This is a genomic window from Maribacter sp. TH_r10 (assembly GCF_033101095.1).
Classification (GTDB): domain Bacteria; phylum Bacteroidota; class Bacteroidia; order Flavobacteriales; family Flavobacteriaceae; genus Maribacter_A; species Maribacter_A luteus.
Genome location: NZ_JAWMPY010000001.1, coordinates 596,911 through 619,888, shown reverse-complemented (window position 1 = coordinate 619,888; position 22,978 = coordinate 596,911). Strand labels below are relative to the sequence as shown.

Below are 22,978 nucleotides of genomic sequence, written 5' to 3'. Positions count from 1 at the left end.
ACTACATTGCGGGCACATTAATTATTAACTATAAAAAACACATAAAATGTTAAAAGAATTCAAGAATTTCATTATGACCGGCAATGTAATTGACTTTGCGGTTGCGGTTATTTTAGCCGGTGCGGTAGGCCTTGTAGTAAATGGCTTCGTAGCAGACATCATTATGCCGATAGTAGGGCACTTTGCAGGCGGAATGGATTTTGCAAATCTTAAAATTGTATTGACCGAAGCCTCAGGAGTAGAAGGCGAAGCAGGATATGTTGCTGAAAACGCAATTCGTTGGGGTAAATGGGTGAATGCTATTGTAAACTTATTAATTGTAGGTTTTGTAATGTTCATAATCGTTAAGGCATACAACAAAACAAAAACTCCACCAGCACCAGAAGCACCAGCAGGTCCTAGCCAAGAAGATTTATTGGCTGAGATAAGAGATTTATTGAAAAAACAATAATCAAAGATAATTACCAGTATCCTTACTGGTAACCGCTACACCAAAATTAAGTTAACCGGCTCTTTTTCAAGAGCCGGTTTTTTTATGACCCAAAGGAGGCATATTGGGTAATTCAATAAGGTATAAATTGATTCATTTAAACAATTGTTATATTTATAACTTTTTGTTATATTTTATTTAATAGTGTCGAATTATCTTGTTCGATCCCGACACATGAACTACATTTGCCTTCTAAATTAATATAATTATGAAAGTTGCAGTTGTCGGGGCCACCGGAATGGTTGGCGAAGTAATGCTAAAGGTTTTGGCAGAAAGAAATTTCCCTATTTCAGAATTGTTATTGGTAGCATCAGAACGCTCAGTTGGCAAAAAATTAAAGTATAAAGGGGTAGATCATACGGTTATAGGTCTTTCCGATGCCGTTGCGGCAAAACCTGACGTTGCCATTTTCTCGGCAGGTGGTGACACCTCGACCGAATGGGCTCCAAAATTCGCAGAAGTTGGTACAACAGTAGTTGACAATTCTTCTGCTTGGCGAATGGATCCAACTAAAAAATTGATAGTACCAGAGATCAATGCGAACGAACTTACGGCAGAAGATAAAATCATCGCTAATCCCAATTGCTCTACCATACAAATGGTAATGGCATTGGCACCCTTACATAATAAATACAAAATGAAGCGAGTGGTGGTTTCCACGTATCAATCCGTTTCAGGAACCGGCGTAAAAGCCGTACAACAATTGGAGAATGAGATTGCCGGGGTTAAAGGTGAAATGGCTTACCCTTATCCTATTGGTAGAAATGCATTGCCCCATTGCGATGTATTCCTTGAAAACGGTTATACCAAAGAAGAAATGAAATTGGCCCAAGAGCCTCAAAAGATATTCAATGACAGAACGTTCTCCGTTTCGGCCACAGCAGTGCGTATACCTACCGCTGGTGGACATTCAGAGTCGGTAAATGTTGAGTTCGAAAATGATTTTGATTTGAACGAAGTACGCCAATTGTTGAATGAAACATCGGGGGTTACCGTTCAGGACAACCCTGATACCAATACCTACCCCATGCCTATTTACGCCCATGACAAAGATGAGGTATTCGTTGGTCGTATTCGTAGGGACGAAACCCAAAGAAACACATTGAATATGTGGATCGTTGCCGATAACCTAAGAAAGGGAGCTGCAACGAACGCCGTTCAAATAGCTGAATATTTAGTAGAAAACAAACTGGTATAGAACCAAGTTTCTAGATAACCTTAACACTTAAAACCTTTGGACACGAATTAGTGCCAAAGGTTTTTTTGTGTTAATTTTAGGGTCAACTAATCTCATGGTCCATGAAAAAAATCATACTATTTATACCAACTTTATTTCTTTTGACATCATGTGTTTCTACTTCAAAATTATTAGATGCAAAATCCGAAACAAAAATTAAAACAGAAACCATGACAGTGAATTACCCTACTACCCATAAAACCGATTCCGTAGATACTTATTTTGGAACCGAAGTAAAAGACCCTTATCGCTGGCTCGAAGATGACCGCAGTCCCGAAACCGAGGCTTGGGTCAAGGAACAGAATACCACCACTTTTGGCTACTTGGAAAAAATACCTTTCCGGGCCGATCTAAAGAACCGACTCGAGAAATTATGGAATTATGAAAAATTGGGCTCCCCATTCAAAGAGGGAGACTACACGTATTTTTATAAAAACGATGGACTACAAAACCAATATGTGGTTTACAGGAAAAAGGGAGATGGGGAACCTGAGGTCTTTTTAGACCCCAATACGTTCTCTGAAGACGGCACTACATCCTTGGCCGGACTCAGTTTTACCAAAGACGGTTCTTTAGCCGCCTATTTAATATCTGAAGGAGGTAGTGATTGGCGAAAAGCAATTGTCCTGAACACCGAAACCAAGGAAATCGTTGAAGACACTTTGGTAGATATTAAGTTCAGTGGTACTTCTTGGAGGGGCAATGATGGTTTTTATTATTCCAGCTACGATAAACCTGAAGGAAGCGAGCTTTCTGCAAAGACCGACCAACACAAAGTCTATTACCATAAGCTAGGCACCTCCCAAAAGGAGGATAAGGTTATTTTCGGCGCAAAACCGGAGGAAAAACACAGGTATATTTTCGCCAGTGTAAGCGAGGATAATCGTTATTTATTTATATCCGCTGCGGTTTCCACCTCTGGAAATAAGCTTTTTATGAAAGATTTGACCCAGCCCAACGCAAAATTACAGACCATATTGGATGATACCGAAACCGATAGTTATGTCATTGACAATGTTGGCTCAAAACTGTACATAGTTACCAATTTGAATGCCCCCAACCAAAAAATCGTAACCGTGGACGCTTCAAACCCTACACCTGAAAATTGGGTGGATTTTATACCAGAAACCGAAAACGTGATTTCCCCCAATACCGGTGGCGGATATTTCTTTGCTGAATATATGGTTGATGCCATTTCAAAAGTTTTTCAGTACGACTATGACGGAAAAATGGTGCACGAAGTAAAATTACCCGGTTTGGGTAGTGCTTCAGGTTTTGGTGGAAAGAAAGAGGATAAGGAATTTTATTTTTCATTCACCAATTACAACACGCCAAGTTCTTCCTATAAGTACCATGTTGAAACGGGGGAATATTCGCAATATTGGAAACCCGAAATAGATTTCAATCCAGAGGATTACGAATCGCACCAAGTATTTTATAATTCAAAGGATGGAACCAAAATACCCATGATGATAACCTACAAAAAGGGATTGGAGATGAATGGCAAGAATCCGACTATTCTTTACGGCTATGGTGGTTTCAATGTAAGCCTTACCCCATCTTTCAGTATTGGCAATGCGGTTTGGATGGAACAAGGAGGCATATATGCAGTCCCCAATCTTAGAGGTGGTGGTGAATACGGCAAAAAATGGCATGATGCGGGTATTAAGACCAAAAAACAAAATGTTTTTGACGATTTCATCGCTGCTGCAGAATACTTGATTTCGAATAAGTATACCTCCAACGAGTATTTGGCTATTCGTGGTGGTAGTAATGGCGGATTGCTTGTTGGTGCTACCATGACCCAAAGACCTGATTTAATGAAGGTTGCCTTACCGGCTGTTGGTGTTTTGGATATGCTACGCTACCATACCTTTACTGCAGGTGCAGGTTGGGCCTATGATTACGGCACTTCTGAGGAAAGCCAGGAAATGTTCGAATATCTTAAAGGTTATTCCCCTGTACACAACGTAAAAGAAGGATCTGAATATCCGTCTACCCTGATAACCACTGGTGATCATGATGATCGAGTGGTACCTGCACACAGTTTTAAATTTGCCGCCGAACTCCAATCCAAACAAACAGGCAACAACCCAACATTGATCCGCATTGAAACCAATGCCGGTCATGGTGCAGGTACGCCCGTTAGCAAAACGATTGAGCAATATGCCGATATATTTGGTTTTACCTTGTTCAATATGGGTTTTGAGGAGCTGCCCAATAAAGCGGTATTGAAAGAATTCAAGGATTAAGACAAATTCATATCAATATATCATAAGAAAGTCCGTTTCCTTTTTGAGACGGACTTTCATATCATTATAAAGAACCATTTTATGCTGCATGTAGACCATGTTTCCTTTCGTTATAACAATTCACCTGTTCTAGAAGACATCAATCTAAAAATACAGAAAGGTGAACATGTTTCCATCATTGGGGAGAGTGGCTGTGGTAAAAGTACTTTGTTGAAGATCATTTACGGACTTTTACATGTTGAGGACGGAACATTATTTTGGAACGACACTCAAATCTTAGGCCCTAACTTCAATTTGGTGCCGGGAGAACCTTATATGAAATATCTATCACAAGATTTTGACCTGATGCCTTTTATAACGGTAGAGGAAAATGTGAGTCAGTTTCTATCCGTTTTCGAGCCTGAAAAGTTGAAAGAACGCACACAGGAACTACTCGAAATGATAGAATTGACAGATTTTGCCAAGGTAAAGGTCAAAAACCTAAGTGGAGGCCAACAACAACGTGTGGCATTGGCCCGCGTTCTTGCACAACGACCCGAAGTCTTATTACTTGATGAACCTTTTAGCCATATCGACAACTTTAGGAAAAATGGACTTCGTAGGAACCTATTCGGTTATTTAAAGGAAAAAGGCGTGACCGTTATCACAGCAACCCATGATCACAACGATATGTTGCCCTTTGCCGATACCGTAGTGGTATTGAAAAACGGAAAGGTAATCGCAAAAGACTCCCCAAAAAATCTATTTGAACATCCAAAAGACCTTTATATCGCCGGTTTGTTCGGTGAAGCAAATAAGATACCCATTAACATCATAAAATCCTATGCCGATACCCAGCGCGAGATCATTGTATACGCACATGAATTTAAAGTGTCGCAAAAATCAGGATTAGAAGTAGAAGTTCTACGTTCTTACTTTAAAGGCGGGTATTTTATGATTGAAGGGGTTTATGAAGGGCTACCTATATTTTTCAATCACGAAACAGCCCTAGATTCCCATAAAAAAGTATTTTTAAATGTTTCCATAGAAACGATTAACCAAAGATTGAACCTTTAAATATTATGGATGCAGCTGCCCTTCTTCAAGAAATTAAATTAAAAGCGGTCAGGAGCAGTGGTGCGGGGGGACAGCATGTTAACAAGGTATCTACCAAAGTGGAACTTGCTTTTGATGTTGCCAATTCACAGGCATTGTCATTAAAAGAAAAGGAGCGTATTCTGCATAAACTTGCCCATAGGCTTACCAAAGGGAATGTTTTGATTCTACAGGCCGGTGATACCCGCAGCCAGTATAGGAATAAAGAGCTTGTTATATAACGTTTTTTACAACTATTGGAAGACGCACTTACATTCCAGAAAAAACGCAGAAAAACAAAACCTTCTAAATCATCTATCGAAAAAAGGCTTCGCAAAAAGAAAAAAGACGCCTTAAAAAAACAAAACCGACGACGGCCAAAATTGGATTGATCTTACCTAAACGATTTCAAGAATCTTAATATCGTTTTCTCCAAAATGAATGGTCTGCCCTACACTTTTTCCCAGTAACATAATACCAATGGGAGTGTTCAGTGAAATACAGAAATTCTTCTCTTTGGTGCCCAATTTACATTCACCTGCGGAAATGGAAAGAAAATAGTTCGCCATTGTCGTTTTTACCAAACTACCTAATGAGGCCGTTGCCCTTGACGTAGATATATCTACCTTCTCAAGTACCCTGCGCATATTCTCGGCCTCTGAAAGTTGTTGCCCCAATTTCTCCCTTTCCAATTGAAGCATTGCCCTACCCGTCTCATGTTTATCGCCGGCACTACTTTTTGTCTCTGAGCCCAAGGCTTCTTGTATTTCATTAATCTGAAACTCTATTCTAGAGATACGTTCTTGTACAAAATCCTCGCAAAATCGATACAAATTTTCTTTATGACTTAAATTGTCCATAGTGTAAAGCATTAATTACCTATAAATTGAATTGTGGGAAGCTATCATAAATGTTCATTGATCCTCGAAATGGTACAAATCGGCTAATTTATACACCAGATAATTTATTATTTGTTCTTCAGACCTGCCCAAATTGTACATCTTATGTATTTGATCTTTATTTTCCGCTTTAAAAAAATCAAGGTCATTGGTACGATACTCCCTAAAAATATTCCAGGAGGTGAGCCCCTGTAACATTCTCTTATGGGCATTGTATTTTTTACTGACGCTTTCATACTCTTTTTTAAAAGTCTTGTCTTTTTTCAAATTAGCATCTTGCTGCATGGCAGCATAGCGGTCATACTCTGCTCGCAAACGAACATCAGCTTTCTTGGCTTCGGCAATGATTTTGAAATAAGCCCTTGAAACCAAGGATTGATAACGCTCCTCAAACAATGCTTCCATATCCAATTCTGTCGTAAATCGGTCTTCTTCTGAATCAGCCCTAGTAGATCTGGAAGAAATTTCGATATAATCCGAAACATCGTCAGAATTACTGGCCATTAATGAATTTTTCCAAGCTTCCGATTTAATGATCTCTTTCCAAACACGGGTATATTCACGATGATAATTGGATTTGCCCAATGAGCAACCCATAATGGACATCGATACCAAAAACAATACACTTAACTTTTTAAAATGGGATACCAATGTAGACTCTGTCATTTAGAACACTATTAAACACACGAATTTCTTAATCAATAATTGCTTTTCTTTAGCCTATCGATTTCGATTATGTTCAGAAATACCAAATGATTTGGTGTGGTTGTAAGACCTAGGGCAGGTCATTGTTCTCTCGAGAGGTACCAAGATAAAAAGAAAAATGAACAATGAACAACTTCTATACCGAAAGTTCTGCCAGTTCCTTACCTATTTGACTACCTATGGCTATTCCCATTCCCCCCAACCGTACGCCACAATACACATTATCAGAAATTTGCTTAATTATCGGCTTTTTTACGTCCCCTATACCCATGGTACCACTCCATCTCATGGCTACCTCAAAAGGGGTGTCGGGTAAAATAATTCCGGCCAGCATTTTCTCAAGCTGATTTTGAATTAAGGGAGTCTCGGTCTGCTCATAGGTTTCTTCGCCTTTGAAATCGAGGTTACGCCCTCCCCCGAAAAGGATCCTATTATCAATATTCCTAAAATAATAATACCCTTCATCTAGATGGAAAGTACCTTTAATATACAGTTCGGGAATGGGTTTCGTTACCAATACCTGTGCACGGGCAGGTTGCACTTTTTCATTTAAAAGTTGGGAAGCAAAGCCGTTCGTGGCGATCATTAACTTCTTGGTTTTAAAGGTAAAGGCATTCGTTCTTACTTCCACAGCGTTACCGGATTCTTGAAATTCCTCAACCGTTATCGCATTCAATATCCGAATAGCATTCTTAGCCGTAAGATTTAGTAGTGCCGCCATCATTTTACCTGTATCTATCTGGGCCTCAAGGGAATTTGTTATGTACTGCTCCTTTATGTTTTTAAAATGGAATCGGTTCTCTTGCAATTGAAATGCCGTTGTTCCAAAAATTGGTTTCAATAGGGAATTCACTAACCTAAGATTCTCCTTACAAGTCTCATACAGTCCTTCCTTGGATTTAGGAAAGAGCTCATGGCCACCATGTTGTTGATAATCAATTGTGGCATCTCCCAATGTTTTACGCAGCAATTGTATTCCTTTCCATCTTTGATCTACCAACTGCACCACTTCTTCCTCGGTATGGGTGTTCAAATCGGATATTATCTCGGAAATACTGCCATAACATGCAAAGCCGGCATTCTTGGTACTTGCACCTTCGGGCAAGACACCTTTTTCCAACACAACTATTTTTGCTGATGGATACTTTTTACGTAAAACCAGGGCACAATTCAATCCGACAATACCACTACCTACAATGGTGAAATCGATGTCGGACAACCATGTTTTATATTCCCAATAACTCAGGTTCATACGGCAAGATAATCACTATTGACCACATTTTACTTTTGAAAGTGATCAGTATCCCTGTGTAATGAAATATTCGACTAAAGGCTGGTCCTGAATTAATTATATCTTGAAGCTTGTAGATTAATCCTGGTCAAGTCCGAAAAACAGTTGTGAAAGAAAATTAATATCCTGTTTTTTCCCTTTGATTTTTCCCTCTAAGGCAATCTCGTTCCCGACAGCTTGTTTTGCGGACAATTCCAGTGCTTGCAACAAATCAAAATAACCCTCTAATTGTGGAATTTGGAAATCTTCTTTTGCCTTTGCAAAATCAATGGAAAGGTTCATGAAGTGCTGGTCGGTGGCCTGTTCTAAAGGTAATTTTGAATTACCGGTTTTGAATAGCGTGCTATTCGTGTTTTCTTCTACATAAAAACGATATAATGGGAACCCCGTAAAAACCCCATTTTGGTTCAATAAGTCTTTTTGGGCCAAGTAATCTTTCAATCCATTCTTTTCCTTTTCCAAATACAAAACCATATTCGGCACCTTTTTTTCTTGATGAGTCTTTTCTTCTATTTTATTGAAGTTGTCATCGTACGTATACGTTACGATGGTATCTGACTGGGAGGTTGTTCCCTTTACACCCAGATATACAAACCCATTGGTAAAATCTACTGCTTGCGACAGGTCTAAATTCATTTTTTTCAGAAAAGAACTGCCTTCCCATGACTTAATGAATCTTTGTTTGTTCTTTGGATGCTTAAAGTTGGCATCCCAATAAAAATTTATAGATGCTTCTGGTATTCGTGCATAATCGACTTCCTTCGGATAAGTCCTGATTCCATCAGTTTTAATATTGCCCTTTATAACAGCTTCCCCATCAACAAACTGTAATGTTATCTTACTCTTCCCATTTAGATAGGTTATATGGCTTTTTGATTCGGAAAGGGAAGTAATCCAGTCGTTGCCCTTAGACTCGATTACCTTATTGGATTTCAAAATATCAAAAAAAATATTTTTGCTTTTGGCATACGAATTGTCCAAACCGAAAGAGACTATTACTTTTTCCGTGTTCCAAGCACAAACCCAACGTTGTTTTTTATTTTCTAACCAATGCACATTGTTTTGATCATCAGTACGTAATATTAACCCCTTAGAATTTACATAATGGTCTATTTGATGCTTGAACGCTTTGGTGTTCTTTATCTTCAATACAGAGAAATACGTATTTTCAACTGTAGGCACAGTGAACAATACCAGGTTGTAAGGCATAAGGTCCACCCCTTTTTTATCTATGGTGTCTTTATCGGTTTTCCTTGGCTTAAAAGATGCATTATCGTAATAATAGTTAGGTGAAGTCACCGCATCTAAAATCAGTGTTTCCTTTATATCATGAAAAGCTATTTTTATAGCGCTATCCGCATCTTTATGAATGACCCCCAATAAAGAGGCTTTGTTATTATACCAAGTATAGCCCCAATACCCCAATATTGAAGCTATACTCAATAATAAAACTATCTTAAGGGTTTTTTTCATGCTTATTTACCCATCAAAACATCTATCATATCAATGAAATAAACAAAACTGTTCTTGTGCCCTTCGGAAGGTGTTTCCCAAATCAATTCACCTTTCATTGTGTTACCCTTGATTTTGTGGAAATTCACTTTAATGTCTTCTGTATTGGAGGTCAAAAAATCCACTTTATCCCTTAAATCCCTCGGAAAGGATTCTACGGGGATTTCGGATACTATCTTTTTCCCATTTACATAAATACTTGATGCGTTTTTGGTAATGTTCTTTTTATGTTCGCCGGATAGTTTTGCCACGAATGTTCCGCTTTTTATGGCGGTCATATCTTTTAACGAACTTCCAAAAAACACGGTGTTGTCCTTTTGTGTTATATAGATGTTAAATGGCGTGGAATTTGGGAGGTCTGTTAACCTATAAACACCGTTCATGGCCTCTAACTTATTTTCTTTAAGGCCAATTCTAACTAATCTATTAAAGATTTCCTGTTCCTCTGATGTAAACATGTACATAAAATCAGGTATGGTTTCCGTTTTTGTTTTATCTACTTCCTTATAGTTGAAATCGGCATCATATTCGTAATCTGTATATGTCACTTCTTTCTCTGATAAATTGGTAAGTGCCAAAAACATATCTCCACGGATTATTTTTGCAGCCTCTTCCTCATCTATCAACATTGAGAATATTTTTGCCCCTAAGGCCACCGATTCATTTAAGGTTTCTCCAGAATTCGTATCGAATAAACTGGTCGCCAATTTAGGGTATGCCATTAGTACGCCTTCGGTACTAAGATTAAGAGACATATAACCCAGCAACTTATCCTCATTTACATACTTCACGAAATTCTTATTGATTTTTCCATTGTACATAGGCCTGTACAGGTCAGCGATTTCATCACTCATCGTATATTCCGTTTTCAATACTGCTTGACCCTTGTCAAAGTCTAACTTGGCCGCAACAGAAACACCCTTATACAACTTATCTATATTCATGTAATTATAGGGGTTGAAATCACCTCCAAGCATATAACTGGGTATAGCTTGCTCATAGATAGTGGCAAAATCGTTTACCCATACGCTGGCTTCTTGTTTTCCTTTTCCAATACTTTTAATATAATTTGTATTCGTAAGAATACTTTTATTCGCATAAGTACCTGAAATTATTTTTTTGGCATTGGCTAAGACTTCTTTTGAAAACTCCTTGCTTCTGGCCTCTCTCTTTTCCCTTCTTTCCTGACGCTTAATTTCTCTTTGCTCCTGTTCCTTTTTATAAGCATCACTATTGTAATAATCTACTCCTTGTATTTCTTCTGAAGACTCCGTTACTTCTTCTTCCGGTTCAACAATTTCTTCTATGACGGTTTCTGTTTGATAATCGTCATAGTAATCATAACCATATACATCTTCCTCTATTTTATTATCAATGGCCATAACGAACATTAGAACATTTTCATTCCACATGGTTACCGTATCACCACTGTAGTTTTGAAAGTAAGATATGTCCCCTTCAGTAATGGTCTTGTCTAAATTTCTCTTACGTAAAGTACTCAAAAAGCCTTTGGAACTGTTCAGTGGAACAAGAAAACAGTTGGTAAACACCCCTTCTTTCATTTCAAAAAAATAATAGAAGCTATTATCATAATCTAACCCTAAATCTTCCAAAGTTTCCAATTTTCCGTTGGTATCTTTGGCCAGTTCTTTTTCTAATAAAGTCCCGAATTTGGAGTTTGAGAATTCATCTAAACTCATTAATTGTAATAGGTTTTTTCCATTGATCGAAACTACAGCGGATGCTGTTGAAGGAATTTTTGACACTAGGTCTTGCGCAGTTAGTGAGACTGTGATACAAAAAGCCGAAACGGCCATTACAAACTTTCTCATTTAAAGTATTATTTGGTTAATTCAATTTTATTCTGAATATTTTTCTCCCCGAGAATCAGGGAAAGGGCATCAATTTTTAAAAATACGGCGCCCTTGTTCGGTGCTATCTTGGCATCTGTATTGGAAACGGCCCTGACTTTATCCTGAAACCTATAAATACAGGTATAGCTAGCTCCATCAAAAACCTTTCGGTCCTCTGATTTTAGTTTGTAAAAAGATTTTTTTATGAGCTCTTCCTGTGTAAAATGCCTTTTAAAGTAGTGTGCAGAAGGGTTGTAAGACAAATTGGTGTAATTGTTAGTGCCCTTATTCTTTATAAGGTCTTTAAAAATAATGTTCACGTTTTCCACGGAATTGAAATCGCAGGAAAGAGTAAAAACGTAATTACTGAAATCTTTTGTTTTTTTAATATTCGATATGCCTGGTGTTTTTTCTAAATGGTATATGGCATCCTTGAAAAATTCATTGATATCGTCTTCAGATGGAATTTTATGTCCGTTAACGCTATCCAACAACATTAAAGAGGCTAATTTGGTTTTACTCTTACTCATGTTCAGGGTCACCATAATGGTGCCACTACCATCTTTATTGAGCTGTATTTCCTCCAAAATATCGAAACAACCCGTACTTAATGAAATACATAAGAACAGAGTGAAATATACTAGAGCCCTTTTGAGCATATTGGTTGGTTTTTATATAACGATTAACAAAAATATCAGTTATAAATTGCATTCCCTTTCCCTTTTATTTTCAAAACAAAAAGCATAGTGAAATAACTAAAACAAAAAGGCTAAAAGTTAGAACGAGCAACTACCGAAAACAGGGGTTGTAAAAGTAATATGCAAAAAAAACCCGACGATATCGTCGGGTTTTAGATTGTTATTCCTCTACTGGTGGATCCATTACAAAATCCTCCATGAACTTAGTGGTATAATTTCCAGCTAAATAATCTGGATGTACCATCAATTGCCTGTGAAAGGGAATTGTAGTCTTAACCCCTTCGATTACGAACTCATCAAGAGCACGTTTCATCTTGTTGATCGCCTCTTCCCTAGTTTGGGCCGTGGTAATCAACTTTGCAATCATTGAATCGTAGTTAGGTGGAATCGTATAACCACTATAAACATGGGTATCCATACGAACACCATGTCCTCCCGGTGTATGTAACGTGGTTATTCTACCAGGTGAAGGCCTAAAGTTATTGTATGGGTCCTCCGCATTGATCCTACATTCTATGGCGTGTAATTTTGGATAATAATTCTTCCCAGAGATGGGTACTCCGCCAGCCACTAAAATCTGCTCCCTAATCAGGTCATAATCGACTACCTGTTCTGTAATCGGGTGTTCAACCTGGATACGGGTGTTCATTTCCATAAAAAAGAAATTCCTGTGCTTATCTACAAGGAATTCAATGGTACCCGCACCTTCATATTTAATAAATTCAGCCGCTTTTACAGCAGCATTACCCATATCTTCCCGAAGTTTATCGGTCATATAAGGTGATGGGGTTTCCTCGGTCAATTTTTGGTGTCTACGTTGTATGGAACAATCACGTTCAGATAAATGACATGCCTTACCGTATTGGTCACCAATGATCTGTATTTCAATATGGCGTGGTTCTTCGATCAATTTTTCCATGTACATTCCCCCATTGCCAAAAGCGGCAGTAGCTTCCTGAACGGCACTGTCGAAGAGTTCTTCCATATCCTCTTCCTTCCAAACGGCCCGCATTCCCTTACCACCACCACCGGCAGTAGCTTTAATCATAACGGGATAACCCATTTTCTTGGCTACTTTTTTGGCCTCTGCAACATCTTTCAATAAACCATCTGAACCTGGTACGGTTGGTACACCTGCCTTTTTCATGGTCTCCTTGGCCGAAGCCTTATCGCCCATTCGGTCAATATGTTCCCCGGAAGCACCGATGAATTTAATATCGTGTTCGGCACAGATTTTGGAAAATTTAGAATTTTCTGATAAAAAACCATACCCTGGATGAATGGCATCGGCATTGGTTATTTCGGCAGCCGCGATAATATTCGGTATTTTGAGATAGGATTCACTACTCGGAGCAGGACCGATACAAACGGCCTCATCTGCAAATCGAACATGTAAACTCTCTTCATCTGCCTTGGAATATACAGCTACGGTCTTAATTCCCATTTCCTTACAGGTCCTGATAATCCGTAGTGCAATCTCCCCTCTATTTGCAATAAGTATTTTTTTGAACATCTCTTGAAGTTTTAACTTTTAAGCAATACATTTTAAATGGTGCAATGCACCAATTTTCAACTTAAAATCCACTAAGATGGGTCAACCAAAAACAAAGGTTGATCAAACTCTACAGGAGATGCATCATCTACCAATATCTTAACGATCTTACCGGAAACTTCAGATTCAATATCATTGAACAATTTCATAGCTTCTATAACACAAAGTACATCACCTTGCGCAATTGTTGAGCCTACTTCGACAAAAGATGGTTTGTCAGGTGAAGGCTTTCTATAGAACGTACCTATGATCGGTGACTTAATCGTAATATATTTAGATTCTTCCTCAGACTCTTTTTGGGCTGGAGTGGCAGGAGCAGCAACTTCAACAGCCGGCGTTGTTGCAACTGGGGCCATTTGGGCTTGGGCAACCGGTACTTGATGTACGAAAGTAGTCTCAGTACCTGCTGATGTTGATCCTGTCCTAATCGTTATTTTAATGTCATCTGTTTCTAACTTTACCTCGCTTGCCCCTGATTTGGCGACGAATTTAATGAGGCTTTGAATTTCTTTAATATCCATAGAAAGTAATTTATATAGTTGATTGCTTATTTATTATATGCCCATTTAAGGTAAATAGACCCCCAGGTGAACCCTCCTCCAAAGGCGGCGAATACCAGATTATCACCTTTCTTCAATTGTTTTTCATAATCAAAGAGCAACAAAGGTAAGGTAGCGGATGTTGTGTTACCATACTTATTTATGTTCATCATGACTTTGGAGTTGTCCAGTCCCATTCTATTGGCCGTAGCATCAATGATGCGCTTATTTGCCTGGTGCGGCACCAACCATGCCACATCTTTATCACTAAGGTTATTGCGCTCCATGATCATCGCGGCAACATCGGCCATATTGCTCACTGCAAATTTAAATACGGTTCTACCATCTTGATAGATAAAATGCTTTCTGTTCTTAACGGTTTCCTCGGTGGCGGGCATCAAAGACCCACCTGCATCCATTCCAAGAAATTGCCTTCCCTTGCCATCTGACCTCAAATATTCATCTTGCATTCCCAAACCTTCCATATTCGGTTCAAAAAGCACGGCACCGGCACCATCACCAAAAATGATACAAGTTGTTCGATCCGTATAATCAATGATCGAGGACATTTTATCTGCTCCGATCAATAAGACTTTCTTGTATTTACCTGATTCAATATAACTGGAGGCTGTTGACATTCCAAACAAAAAACTGGAACATGCTGCCAGGAGATCGTATGCAAAAGCATTTGTTGCGCCGATTTCAGAAGCTACAAAAGCGGCTGTTGAAGCGACTAAACTATCCGGTGTGGCAGTAGCGACAATGACAAGGTCTATTTCCGATGGGTCGATATCGCCTTTTTTGATGAGATCCTCCGCGGCCTTAATAGCCATAAAAGAGGAGCCTTTTCCTTCTTCTTCTTTAAGAACCCTCCGCTCCTTGATACCTGTTCGTGTAGTGATCCATTCATCGTTGGTATCAACCATTTGTTCGAGCATTTGGTTGGTCAAGATGAACTTGGGGACATACCCGCCTACAGCTGTGATCGCTGCACTTAATTTACCCATATTTCGTTTGTGTTGTCAATCAAAATCATTCGAAAAAGCTTCAAAATTGGGGAAAAATAATGATTTTTCAGGACTTTTTGCCCAAAAAGTGATTGTTTGTGACTAATTAGGGATTATTAGTACCATTGAAAATAATTCAACCATTTTTAATTTCAACAGCTGATTATTTTCCAATTGATTCGCTTTAAGGCATAAAAAAACCCCGCTTTTACAAGCAGGGGGTCGTTATTTTATCCAAAATCAAGTCTAAGCTTCCGCTTCCTCGGTATTATCGATCAAAACTTGACCTTTATAATATAATTTACCTTCGTGCCAATGCGCCCTGTGGTACAAATGCATTTCCCCTGTTGTTGGGTCTTTGGCTATTGTAGGTGCTACTGCCTTGTAATGCGTTCTTCGCTTATCTCTCCTAGTTTTGGAAATTTTTCTTTTAGGATGTGCCATTATTAATTATTTATCCGTTTGTAACTTCTTTAATTCATCCCAACGGGGATCATTATCTTCACTTTCGTTTTTCTCTTCCTTTGGACTTAGTTCTGCCAACTTATCTAGTACCTCTGATTGCAAAGTGCCATCCAGAACTCCGGGATGTATCCTTTTCTGGGGTACGGCCAAAACCAACATTTCATAAACATATTGTGCAATGTTCAATTGATGCTCTCCATGAGGGATAATCAATATCTCATCGTTTTCATCATTGAACTCATCACCGAACTTGACTACCAATTCCAATTCACCTTCAATCTCTTGGTCATAAGGTTCGCTGGTTGTATCACAATCTACATTTACAGAGCCCTCTGCATGCATCCCAAGTTCTAACATAGTGCTCATCTTATTCAGAACAACATGTAGATTTACTTTTGCTGCATTAAACTCATCATATCCAAAAGACTCAAAGAACGTATTATCTATATCATAATCAAACTCGTGTTTTCCCTGCTTTAATCCAGAGAAAGGAATTTTAAACTCCTTTTGCTTCATCACTTCAACACTTGTTTTAATATACTTGCCCACATTAAGGCGGGTGCAAAGATACTTTTTTTTTAATAAATGCCAATTATTAGCACGTAAATCTTCTGTCTTTCATTCAGTTGTAAGTAAATAGACATTAAATCCCTTAATTCTTTGGGTTTTGTTGCCAGTTATCTCCTTACTTTCTGTTTTTTCAAGGGGTTTTCTGTCAATTCAAGATACTCTTCCCTATTCTTGAAAATTTGAATGGCCTTGAAAAGCGCTTCTTTGAACGAATTATGGTCTGCCTCTCCCTTTCCGGCAATCTCATAGGCGGTACCATGATCCGGTGAAGTACGCACTTTCGAGAGTCCGGCCGTATAATTTACCCCATTCCCAAAAGAAAGTGTCTTAAAGGGAATAAGCCCTTGGTCGTGGTAAGCTGCTAGAATGGCATCGAACTTCTTATAGCCGTCGGAGCCAAAAAAGCTATCGGCCGAATATGGCCCGAAAACCAATTGGCCGGCTTCTTTCATTTCCTTGATGACCGGTTTCATGATCTCATCATCTTCCTTTCCTATTACACCATGATCACCGGAATGGGGGTTAATCCCCAAAAGGGCGATTTTAGGGCGTGGTATACCAAAATCCATCTGTAATGATTTCTCTATGAGATGTGTTTTGGCACGTATCAAATCAGGCGTTATTGCTTCGGCTACGTCTTTTACCGCGATATGATCGGTAAGCAAGCCCACCCTTAAATCGTTGGTGACCATGAACATAAGGCTTTCACCATCGAGCTCCTTTGCCAAATAATCGGTATGTCCCGGAAATTTGAAATCGTCTGCTTGTATATTCTTTTTATTGATAGGTGCAGTGACCAAAACATCAACCTTACCTTCTTTCAAGGCCTTTACGGCTGCGCGTAGTGATTTTATGGCATACATACCACCTTCTTTGGTCTCTTTACCAAATTCTACCTTCGGGGTTTCCTTCCAAACATTCACAACATTCACCTTGCCGTCAATTGCCTTGGCCGCATCATGTACGCCGTTATAATTAATGGTAAAGCCCAAAGCGTTTTTCTGGTAAGTTACGGTCTTGTTGGAAGCGAATATGACCGGTGTGCAAAAATCCAACATGCGGGCATCCTCGAATGTCTTGAGTATGACTTCGCACCCAATTCCGTTCAAATCCCCAATAGATATTCCTACCCTTATTTTTCGGCTTTCCTGCATTATATAGTTACCTTTGTATTATGCGGCCGTTATGTAATATGCCGCTTTATCTGAATCACAAAATTACTTAATTTTAACGACACATGTTCACGGGAATAATCGAATCTTTGGGAGAAGTACAACAACTGGAAAAAGAAGGGGGCAACCTTCATATCAGCATTAATTCCTCTATAACACCAGAATTGAAAATAGACCAAAGCATTGCACATAACGGTGTTTGTTTAACCGTAGTTGCTATTAACGGACCTATTTACACGGTTACTGCCATTGAAGAAACCTTATTAAAATCAGGACTAGGGGAACTAAAAGTGGGGGATAAGGTGAATTTGGAAAGAGCCATGGTCTTAGGTGCTAGGTTAGATGGCCATATTGTACAAGGCCATGTTGACCAAACGGGTAAATGTACGGCCATATCCGAAAAGGACGGTAGTTGGTTTTTTACCTTTGAATATGACCCCAAATACAACAATGTGACCATTGAAAAAGGGTCGATTTCGATTGATGGGGTAAGCCTTACCGTTGTAGACTCCAAAACCAACGGTTTCAGTGTCGCCATAATCCCTTACACCTATGAGAACACAAGGTTCAATACCTATGAAGTGGGAAGTACGGTTAACTTGGAATTTGATGTTATCGGAAAATATGTTGCCCGAATGACGCAACATCTTACCAACTAAAACTTATACTTTAATAAATATTTTCTTTTTGTACATGATATAAGCCAGAATCATGTAGAAACCTACCACTGTAAGGCCATATAGCAGGGAGGGAAGTTCCAAAGTCATAAAATCATGGGTATACACGTTTTGAAATAGCCAACCATGTAAAGAAGTTTCGCCCACTTTTATCTGACCCATAATCTTGCTGATGAAACTCGAGAGGAAATATATGGTGATGGCGTTTGCACCCACATATTTGAAAATACTTCCGAATTTGACATCACGTACATCTGAAAAATAATAGATCAACCCAAGGAAGATATTGGCCCAACCTGCGGTTACCAATACAAAACTACTGCTCCATAGGGCTTTGTTGATCGGGAATATGATATCCCATAGATAACCTAAAATCAACATTACAACACCTAAACCCAAAAGAACCATCTCTTTCTTTTCCCTTTTTGAAGTCAATATCAGTCCGGTAAAAATCCCTAATAATGAAGTTGCTATTGAGGGCAGGGTGCTCAAAAAACCTTCAGGATCATAATCGGATTTATAGTTATGGGTGCCAAAAATCTTTACATCCAGATAATTTGCTAGGTTATTGGGGGCACGATCAAATGTTGACGCGACACCTTCTACGGGCACATAGGTCATTAATAACCAATACCCCACCAAGAATGTGAAACATATACCTATGAGGGTTTTCCAATTAAAGTTCATGAACAGGATCGCCGCAAAAAAGAAAACTACCCCGATTCGTTGTAAAACCCCAGGGAAACGGATCGATTCAAAATCCTTGATAAAAGGAAAACTGATCATAAAAGCACCTAGGAACAGCCCAAGTCCAATTAGTTTTAAACTTCTAACGATTATTTTTCGATAAGTGGCCGAAGATGCTGTTTTATTTTGATAAGCAAAAGCTATGGAAGTACCAACAATGAAAAGAAAAAATGGGAAGACCAGATCTGTTGGGGTATACCCATGCCATTTGGCGTGTAACAACGGCGCATAAACATGGGACCAAGTACCAGGTGTATTGACCAAAATCATCAAAACAATGGTCAGCCCCCTAAAAATATCGACCGAAATAATTCTATTTTTCATGCTGGCTTCTTTAGACTAATAAAGATAACCAAATAGCATGTGAAAATCGTCGTTACGGTTACTGTTTTAACCGCTTATAACCAATTAATTGTTCCTTTAGATCCAATACCGATTTTACATAAGATTTAAAAGCTTCATACTCACTAGGATCAATTCTTTCTTTTGAGGTATGCGCTTCGATAGCAATATGCAGTTCATTAGGTTCAACAAGTTCATAATTGATATTGTACCGATGTTTTCGATAATTTAAACCGGCACTTTCCGGAACCTCGACGAATTTCTCATCTTGGGCTAAAATGATTTTATAGGATGACTTATAGATATCGGCATTTTCGTAAAAAATGTATTCTATCGGAAAGTTTCTTTTTTCATCTGAAATAATACCACTGTTGTAAGCATTGTTCACAGCTGGAATCCGAAAAACCTTCATGCTGCCAATTTCATCCATGGTCTCGTTTATGGTCAGATCAGAAGTATAGCTGATAACAGGGGATTTCAAATCGTATTTTATATCATAAATGGTGTCCATCTTAAAATCCTCGAACAGCCTTCCTTTAAAATCATCCGTGATCTTTGTTTTGATGACCTCATAGTTATCCTCCTTTAAAATAGCGGCATAGTTTGAATTGATACTGCCCTTTAAAACCGATTCAATCTTTAATTTATGCGTTTCCCCTCCCAATTGATATACCATATTGCTTTCAATAACGGTCGGGTCGTGGTTAATGTTATTAAGTAAATATACCCCTTGCTTAACATCTTTAACCACCTTATTGGGAATGTCCAAAGCAGTGGCGTTTTCTAAACTTGTAGGTATGGATTTATAAGGCAGGTTATTATCGGTAAGTTCCAAATACTGTGGTTCACCATCAATAAAAACCTTTACGATACAGTGGTTGAAATCCTGACTTGGTAAGATCATGGATTGCTTACCGTAATCTGAGGTCAGGACCAAAACCAAATGGGATTTCAATCCGGCCATTTGTGCCAGGGTCACGTACAAGGTTGAAAAATCCTTGCAATCGCCCAACTTAGATTTTATGGTTTTCGCCGGCCGTTGCGGTACAAAACCACTTTGCCTAAAACTTACATAACTATAACTTAGGTTCTCCATTAAGTAGTAATATATCCGCTCCGCTTTTTCGTTGTCGAAATACTTATCGACCGATTCGGGGAATATCTTCTTAAATGCTTCCTCAACATCGGAATTTATCTGCATTTGGGGTCGAACAAGGTCGGAATACCAAGTAGCGATATCGTCCCAGGAATCAATGGTACTAATATGTAGATATCTTACTACATCTGACATACTCGGCATATAGTCCTCTTGTTGTTCAAGGGGTTTTAGGTTGTCCATTTCCCAAATATGGCAAACATAATCGTCCATTTTCTTTTCTTGATGGGGTACTTGCCCGTTCATCAATTTAAAATGGAAGGGTTTTTCTTTAGGCACCAAGATCTTAAGTGAATTCTTTAAAATGGGATGGTAAGAATCCATCTGAAAATAATCTACATAATCTTTATAAAACCTACCGCTGGAACTTGCGCTACTTTCATAATCCACATAAATGATATCGCCAACCTCTAAATTACTGAACACCAGGTTTGATCCGTTTTTCGATGCCGGAACCACGGTTTTATTCGGTTTTACGATTTCAGATTTTGTTATGCTATAGTTACCTCGAAGCCCAAGATCAAGTTCTTTCATTGATTCTATACCGCTCTCCGAAGTAATCTCAAGTACATAGCTGTTCTTACTCCTATGTCCGCCTTCTGGGTATAATTGTACCAAAGTCTCATCGAGCAAATAATTGTACCCATAATTGTTCTTGGTACCCTTATTTCTGTTTTTGGCGATAAAATCATAGATGTCGTTTGTTGCCAATTCCTTGAAATAATCCTCGGTACCCGAAAGATCTTCGATTTTCTTTCTTAGTTCACTACTAGCCCCATTATGTTTCAACGATTTTTTATAATAGGCCAAGGCTTCCTTCTTTTTTCCCAATTGTTCAAGGGCATTGCCCATATATTCCATACCTATGAAAGAATAAGGGTAATTGGCCAATACCTTTTCGATAAAGGGCAAGGACTCTTCATACTTCTTATACTCATGCAAATAAGCGATATAATCCTTGAGATATGAATTACTACTACTAACGTCATTATATTGATCACGGAAAAGTCGTAGTACCTCTTCTTTCTTGTTCTGTTTGTCATAGAAACCGGCCAGTTTCAATATCGCAGGGTAATCAAAATATAAATCATTGATCGTCTCCAATACCTTAATGGCATTCTCATCCTCGTTCAAATAGTCGGAATAGAGTGCTATATAAAGTTTGATTAGTTTTGTTTGATCCTTGAAATTGGTGGTGATATATTTTAATTTTTCCTTTATGGCACTTTTGTCTTCTTTACGAATGCTCAACATCAAATCTGCCGAATGTTTTAAGATCTGCATATCCGTGGCAGCCTTGAATTCATCCGTGAATTTTTCAAACTCCTTTATGGGTAATTTAAATAACTCCCCAGATTCCTGAAAACGGTATACATAGGACAAGTAATACTTATCATCGTCTTTTTCAATGTTTTTTTGCAGCTCTTTGGAAGAGGTGTAATCTTTCTCCAGATTATAGCTTACAATCAACAATCGCCTTAAAAAAGAGCTATTGCCGTGCTCTTTGAGCAGTGGTAACAGAATCTTTTTAGCCTCGGTGTATTTTGAATTTCTTAGATACGTACTTATTAAGCAATAGGTATAGAAGAAGTCATTGGGTTTCTCCGCAACTTTATTTTTAAAAAAAGCTTCAACCGAATTATCTATTTCTGTAGGTTGCAAGCTCTGTTCGGTACTCTTGGTATATGGTTTATAGGCGGAATCAATCGTAATATCGGGAATCTCATTACCATCAACATCGGTCAATCTGGCTATAAAATAACCGACCCCACTTTGATCTGCGTTCTTGATCAGTAAACGGTTTATACCCTTAGGCAGGGTAAAAGAGACATTATAAGCATCCAAATCGGTAATACCGTCATTGGTATTCTCTAAAATGGCCACATCATTGACCCATACTTTTACCAAAGCCGAACTACCCAATCGCAGAACAACCCGTTGATCCTCGGGATTGTTTATAAAGGTTTGGGCATAATTTACACCTGCACCATATTCTGTATGATTGGTATAAAACTGATAGGCTTCTTTTTGAAAATCCCCGTTACCATACCAATTAATGAAACCATTGCTATTAGCATTGAAATCTTGCTCGGAATAAGCTTTCGATTCCGGATCGTAGGTAATATCCAACCCACTACCGTTCAGGTTTTCAAAGGTGCCACAAAACTGCCATTTCTTTATCGACGCCATTTCCGAATTCATTCTATAATATTCGTCCCAATCATTAGTATGCCTAGATACGATGGATTTAAGATACTTCATGGCTTCCAGAACAGTCGGGTCTTTTATGCGGCCCAGATCAATATCCTTTATATTCTTACTGTTCTTGTTATTGAAACCACTTTCAATATAATTGTCAAAAAAGAAATTTTGTGTCCATAACGCATAGAGGTAATACTCAAAATCGGGGTACTCCATCAATCGGGAAATAAAACCATCCGGATTGGTAAAGTTGCCATTTTCGGCCTTTATGATCTCTTTGGATAAAAAGTCGGTGATTTCATCATCCTTTGATTTTCTAATGGCCGCCATTGCCTCTTTACGTTCATTCTTGAACAAGTGCTCCCAATGTTTTTCGTACTTGGTATTTTGGGAAAATAAACTGGTGGTTGTCGTAGAAAGGACAAGAACCAGAAAAAAAAGAAATCTTATCATCTAAATTAGGGTTGGTTCAATAAAATCACATGGATATTTATAACGGATTTTATCTTCTTTTTGGTATGTTCTACAATCAATATTT

20 protein-coding genes are annotated in these 22,978 nt (G+C 38.5%); 6 read left to right on the top strand and 14 right to left on the bottom strand.

Translation table 11 applies throughout. From position 1 onward, the window contains the following. Positions 1 to 46 precede the first annotated feature (46 nt). The 5 genes from mscL to R3X28_RS02525 all read left to right on the top strand — a co-directional run bounded on the left by mscL (position 47) and on the right by R3X28_RS02525 (position 5,295). Positions 47 to 451 (top strand): large conductance mechanosensitive channel protein MscL, encoded by a 405-nt coding sequence (gene mscL, locus R3X28_RS02545; protein WP_154363520.1) that lies wholly within the window; start codon positions 47 to 49, stop codon positions 449 to 451. Between the two features lie 247 nt (positions 452 to 698). Next, a complete protein-coding gene (locus R3X28_RS02540; RefSeq protein WP_154363522.1) occupies positions 699 to 1,688 on the top strand; it encodes an aspartate-semialdehyde dehydrogenase in 990 nt (329 codons plus the stop codon). Between the two features lie 101 nt (positions 1,689 to 1,789). Beyond that, positions 1,790 to 3,979, top strand: coding sequence for a prolyl oligopeptidase family serine peptidase (locus tag R3X28_RS02535; RefSeq protein WP_411556587.1), 2,190 nt, complete (start codon positions 1,790 to 1,792; stop codon positions 3,977 to 3,979). 81 nt (positions 3,980 to 4,060) lie between these two features. Then, positions 4,061 to 5,035, top strand: coding sequence for an ABC transporter ATP-binding protein (locus R3X28_RS02530; RefSeq protein WP_317662153.1), 975 nt, complete (start codon positions 4,061 to 4,063; stop codon positions 5,033 to 5,035). A gap of 5 nt (positions 5,036 to 5,040) precedes the next feature. Then, positions 5,041 to 5,295, top strand: a complete 255-nt coding sequence (locus R3X28_RS02525; RefSeq protein ID WP_317662151.1) for a peptide chain release factor-like protein — start codon at positions 5,041 to 5,043, stop codon at positions 5,293 to 5,295. Between the two features lie 156 nt (positions 5,296 to 5,451). Here R3X28_RS02525 and R3X28_RS02520 read toward each other — a convergent pair whose 3' ends face one another. The 12 genes from R3X28_RS02520 to pdxA form a co-directional block, all read right to left on the bottom strand. Continuing rightward, positions 5,452 to 5,913 carry a 3-oxoacyl-ACP synthase gene (locus R3X28_RS02520; RefSeq protein WP_154363530.1) on the bottom strand — a complete coding sequence of 154 codons (462 nt, stop codon included), beginning with the start codon at positions 5,911 to 5,913 and terminating at the stop codon, positions 5,452 to 5,454. A 54-nt stretch (positions 5,914 to 5,967) separates the two neighbouring features. Further along, on the bottom strand, positions 5,968 to 6,618 hold the full coding sequence (locus R3X28_RS02515) for a hypothetical protein (RefSeq protein WP_317662148.1): 651 nt from the start codon (positions 6,616 to 6,618) through the stop codon (positions 5,968 to 5,970). A gap of 175 nt (positions 6,619 to 6,793) precedes the next feature. Beyond that, on the bottom strand, positions 6,794 to 7,909 hold the full coding sequence (locus R3X28_RS02510) for an FAD-dependent oxidoreductase (protein WP_317662147.1): 1,116 nt from the start codon (positions 7,907 to 7,909) through the stop codon (positions 6,794 to 6,796). A 117-nt stretch (positions 7,910 to 8,026) separates the two neighbouring features. After that, positions 8,027 to 9,421: a hypothetical protein gene (locus R3X28_RS02505; protein ID WP_317662145.1), complete on the bottom strand. Its 1,395-nt coding sequence runs from the start codon at positions 9,419 to 9,421 to the stop codon at positions 8,027 to 8,029. Positions 9,422 to 9,423: 2 nt separating this feature from the next. Next, positions 9,424 to 11,292, bottom strand: a complete 1,869-nt coding sequence (locus R3X28_RS02500) for a DUF4836 family protein (RefSeq protein ID WP_317662143.1) — start codon at positions 11,290 to 11,292, stop codon at positions 9,424 to 9,426. Positions 11,293 to 11,300: 8 nt separating this feature from the next. After that, the gene (locus R3X28_RS02495; RefSeq protein ID WP_317662141.1) at positions 11,301 to 11,972 is read right to left on the bottom strand and encodes a hypothetical protein; all 672 of its coding nucleotides are present in this window, start codon (positions 11,970 to 11,972) and stop codon (positions 11,301 to 11,303) included. Positions 11,973 to 12,171: 199 nt separating this feature from the next. Next, on the bottom strand, positions 12,172 to 13,524 hold the full coding sequence (gene accC, locus R3X28_RS02490; protein WP_154363542.1) for an acetyl-CoA carboxylase biotin carboxylase subunit: 1,353 nt from the start codon (positions 13,522 to 13,524) through the stop codon (positions 12,172 to 12,174). A gap of 71 nt (positions 13,525 to 13,595) precedes the next feature. Continuing rightward, a complete protein-coding gene (accB, locus tag R3X28_RS02485; protein WP_154363544.1) occupies positions 13,596 to 14,084 on the bottom strand; it encodes an acetyl-CoA carboxylase biotin carboxyl carrier protein in 489 nt (162 codons plus the stop codon). Positions 14,085 to 14,110: 26 nt separating this feature from the next. After that, entirely contained in the window at positions 14,111 to 15,109 is a 999-nt protein-coding gene (locus tag R3X28_RS02480; protein WP_317662138.1) for a beta-ketoacyl-ACP synthase III, read from the bottom strand. A gap of 246 nt (positions 15,110 to 15,355) precedes the next feature. Next, complete coding sequence (rpmF, locus tag R3X28_RS02475) at positions 15,356 to 15,553, bottom strand: 50S ribosomal protein L32 (protein ID WP_154363548.1); 198 nt, start codon at positions 15,551 to 15,553, stop codon at positions 15,356 to 15,358. 6 nt (positions 15,554 to 15,559) lie between these two features. After that, on the bottom strand, positions 15,560 to 16,090 hold the full coding sequence (locus tag R3X28_RS02470) for a YceD family protein (RefSeq protein WP_154363549.1): 531 nt from the start codon (positions 16,088 to 16,090) through the stop codon (positions 15,560 to 15,562). 161 nt (positions 16,091 to 16,251) lie between these two features. Further along, positions 16,252 to 17,298 (bottom strand): 4-hydroxythreonine-4-phosphate dehydrogenase PdxA, encoded by a 1,047-nt coding sequence (gene pdxA / locus R3X28_RS02465; RefSeq protein WP_154363552.1) that lies wholly within the window; start codon positions 17,296 to 17,298, stop codon positions 16,252 to 16,254. A gap of 83 nt (positions 17,299 to 17,381) precedes the next feature. Between pdxA and R3X28_RS02460 the strand changes: the two genes are divergently transcribed. Then, entirely contained in the window at positions 17,382 to 17,975 is a 594-nt protein-coding gene (locus R3X28_RS02460) for a riboflavin synthase (RefSeq protein ID WP_154363554.1), read from the top strand. 3 nt (positions 17,976 to 17,978) lie between these two features. Here R3X28_RS02460 and R3X28_RS02455 read toward each other — a convergent pair whose 3' ends face one another. Together R3X28_RS02455 and R3X28_RS02450 are read right to left on the bottom strand one after the other, a co-directional pair. Next, entirely contained in the window at positions 17,979 to 19,064 is a 1,086-nt protein-coding gene (locus R3X28_RS02455) for an acyltransferase family protein (RefSeq protein WP_154363556.1), read from the bottom strand. A 58-nt stretch (positions 19,065 to 19,122) separates the two neighbouring features. After that, the gene (locus R3X28_RS02450) at positions 19,123 to 22,893 is read right to left on the bottom strand and encodes a DUF3857 domain-containing protein (RefSeq protein WP_317662136.1); all 3,771 of its coding nucleotides are present in this window, start codon (positions 22,891 to 22,893) and stop codon (positions 19,123 to 19,125) included. Between the last annotated feature and the right edge of the window lie 85 nt (positions 22,894 to 22,978).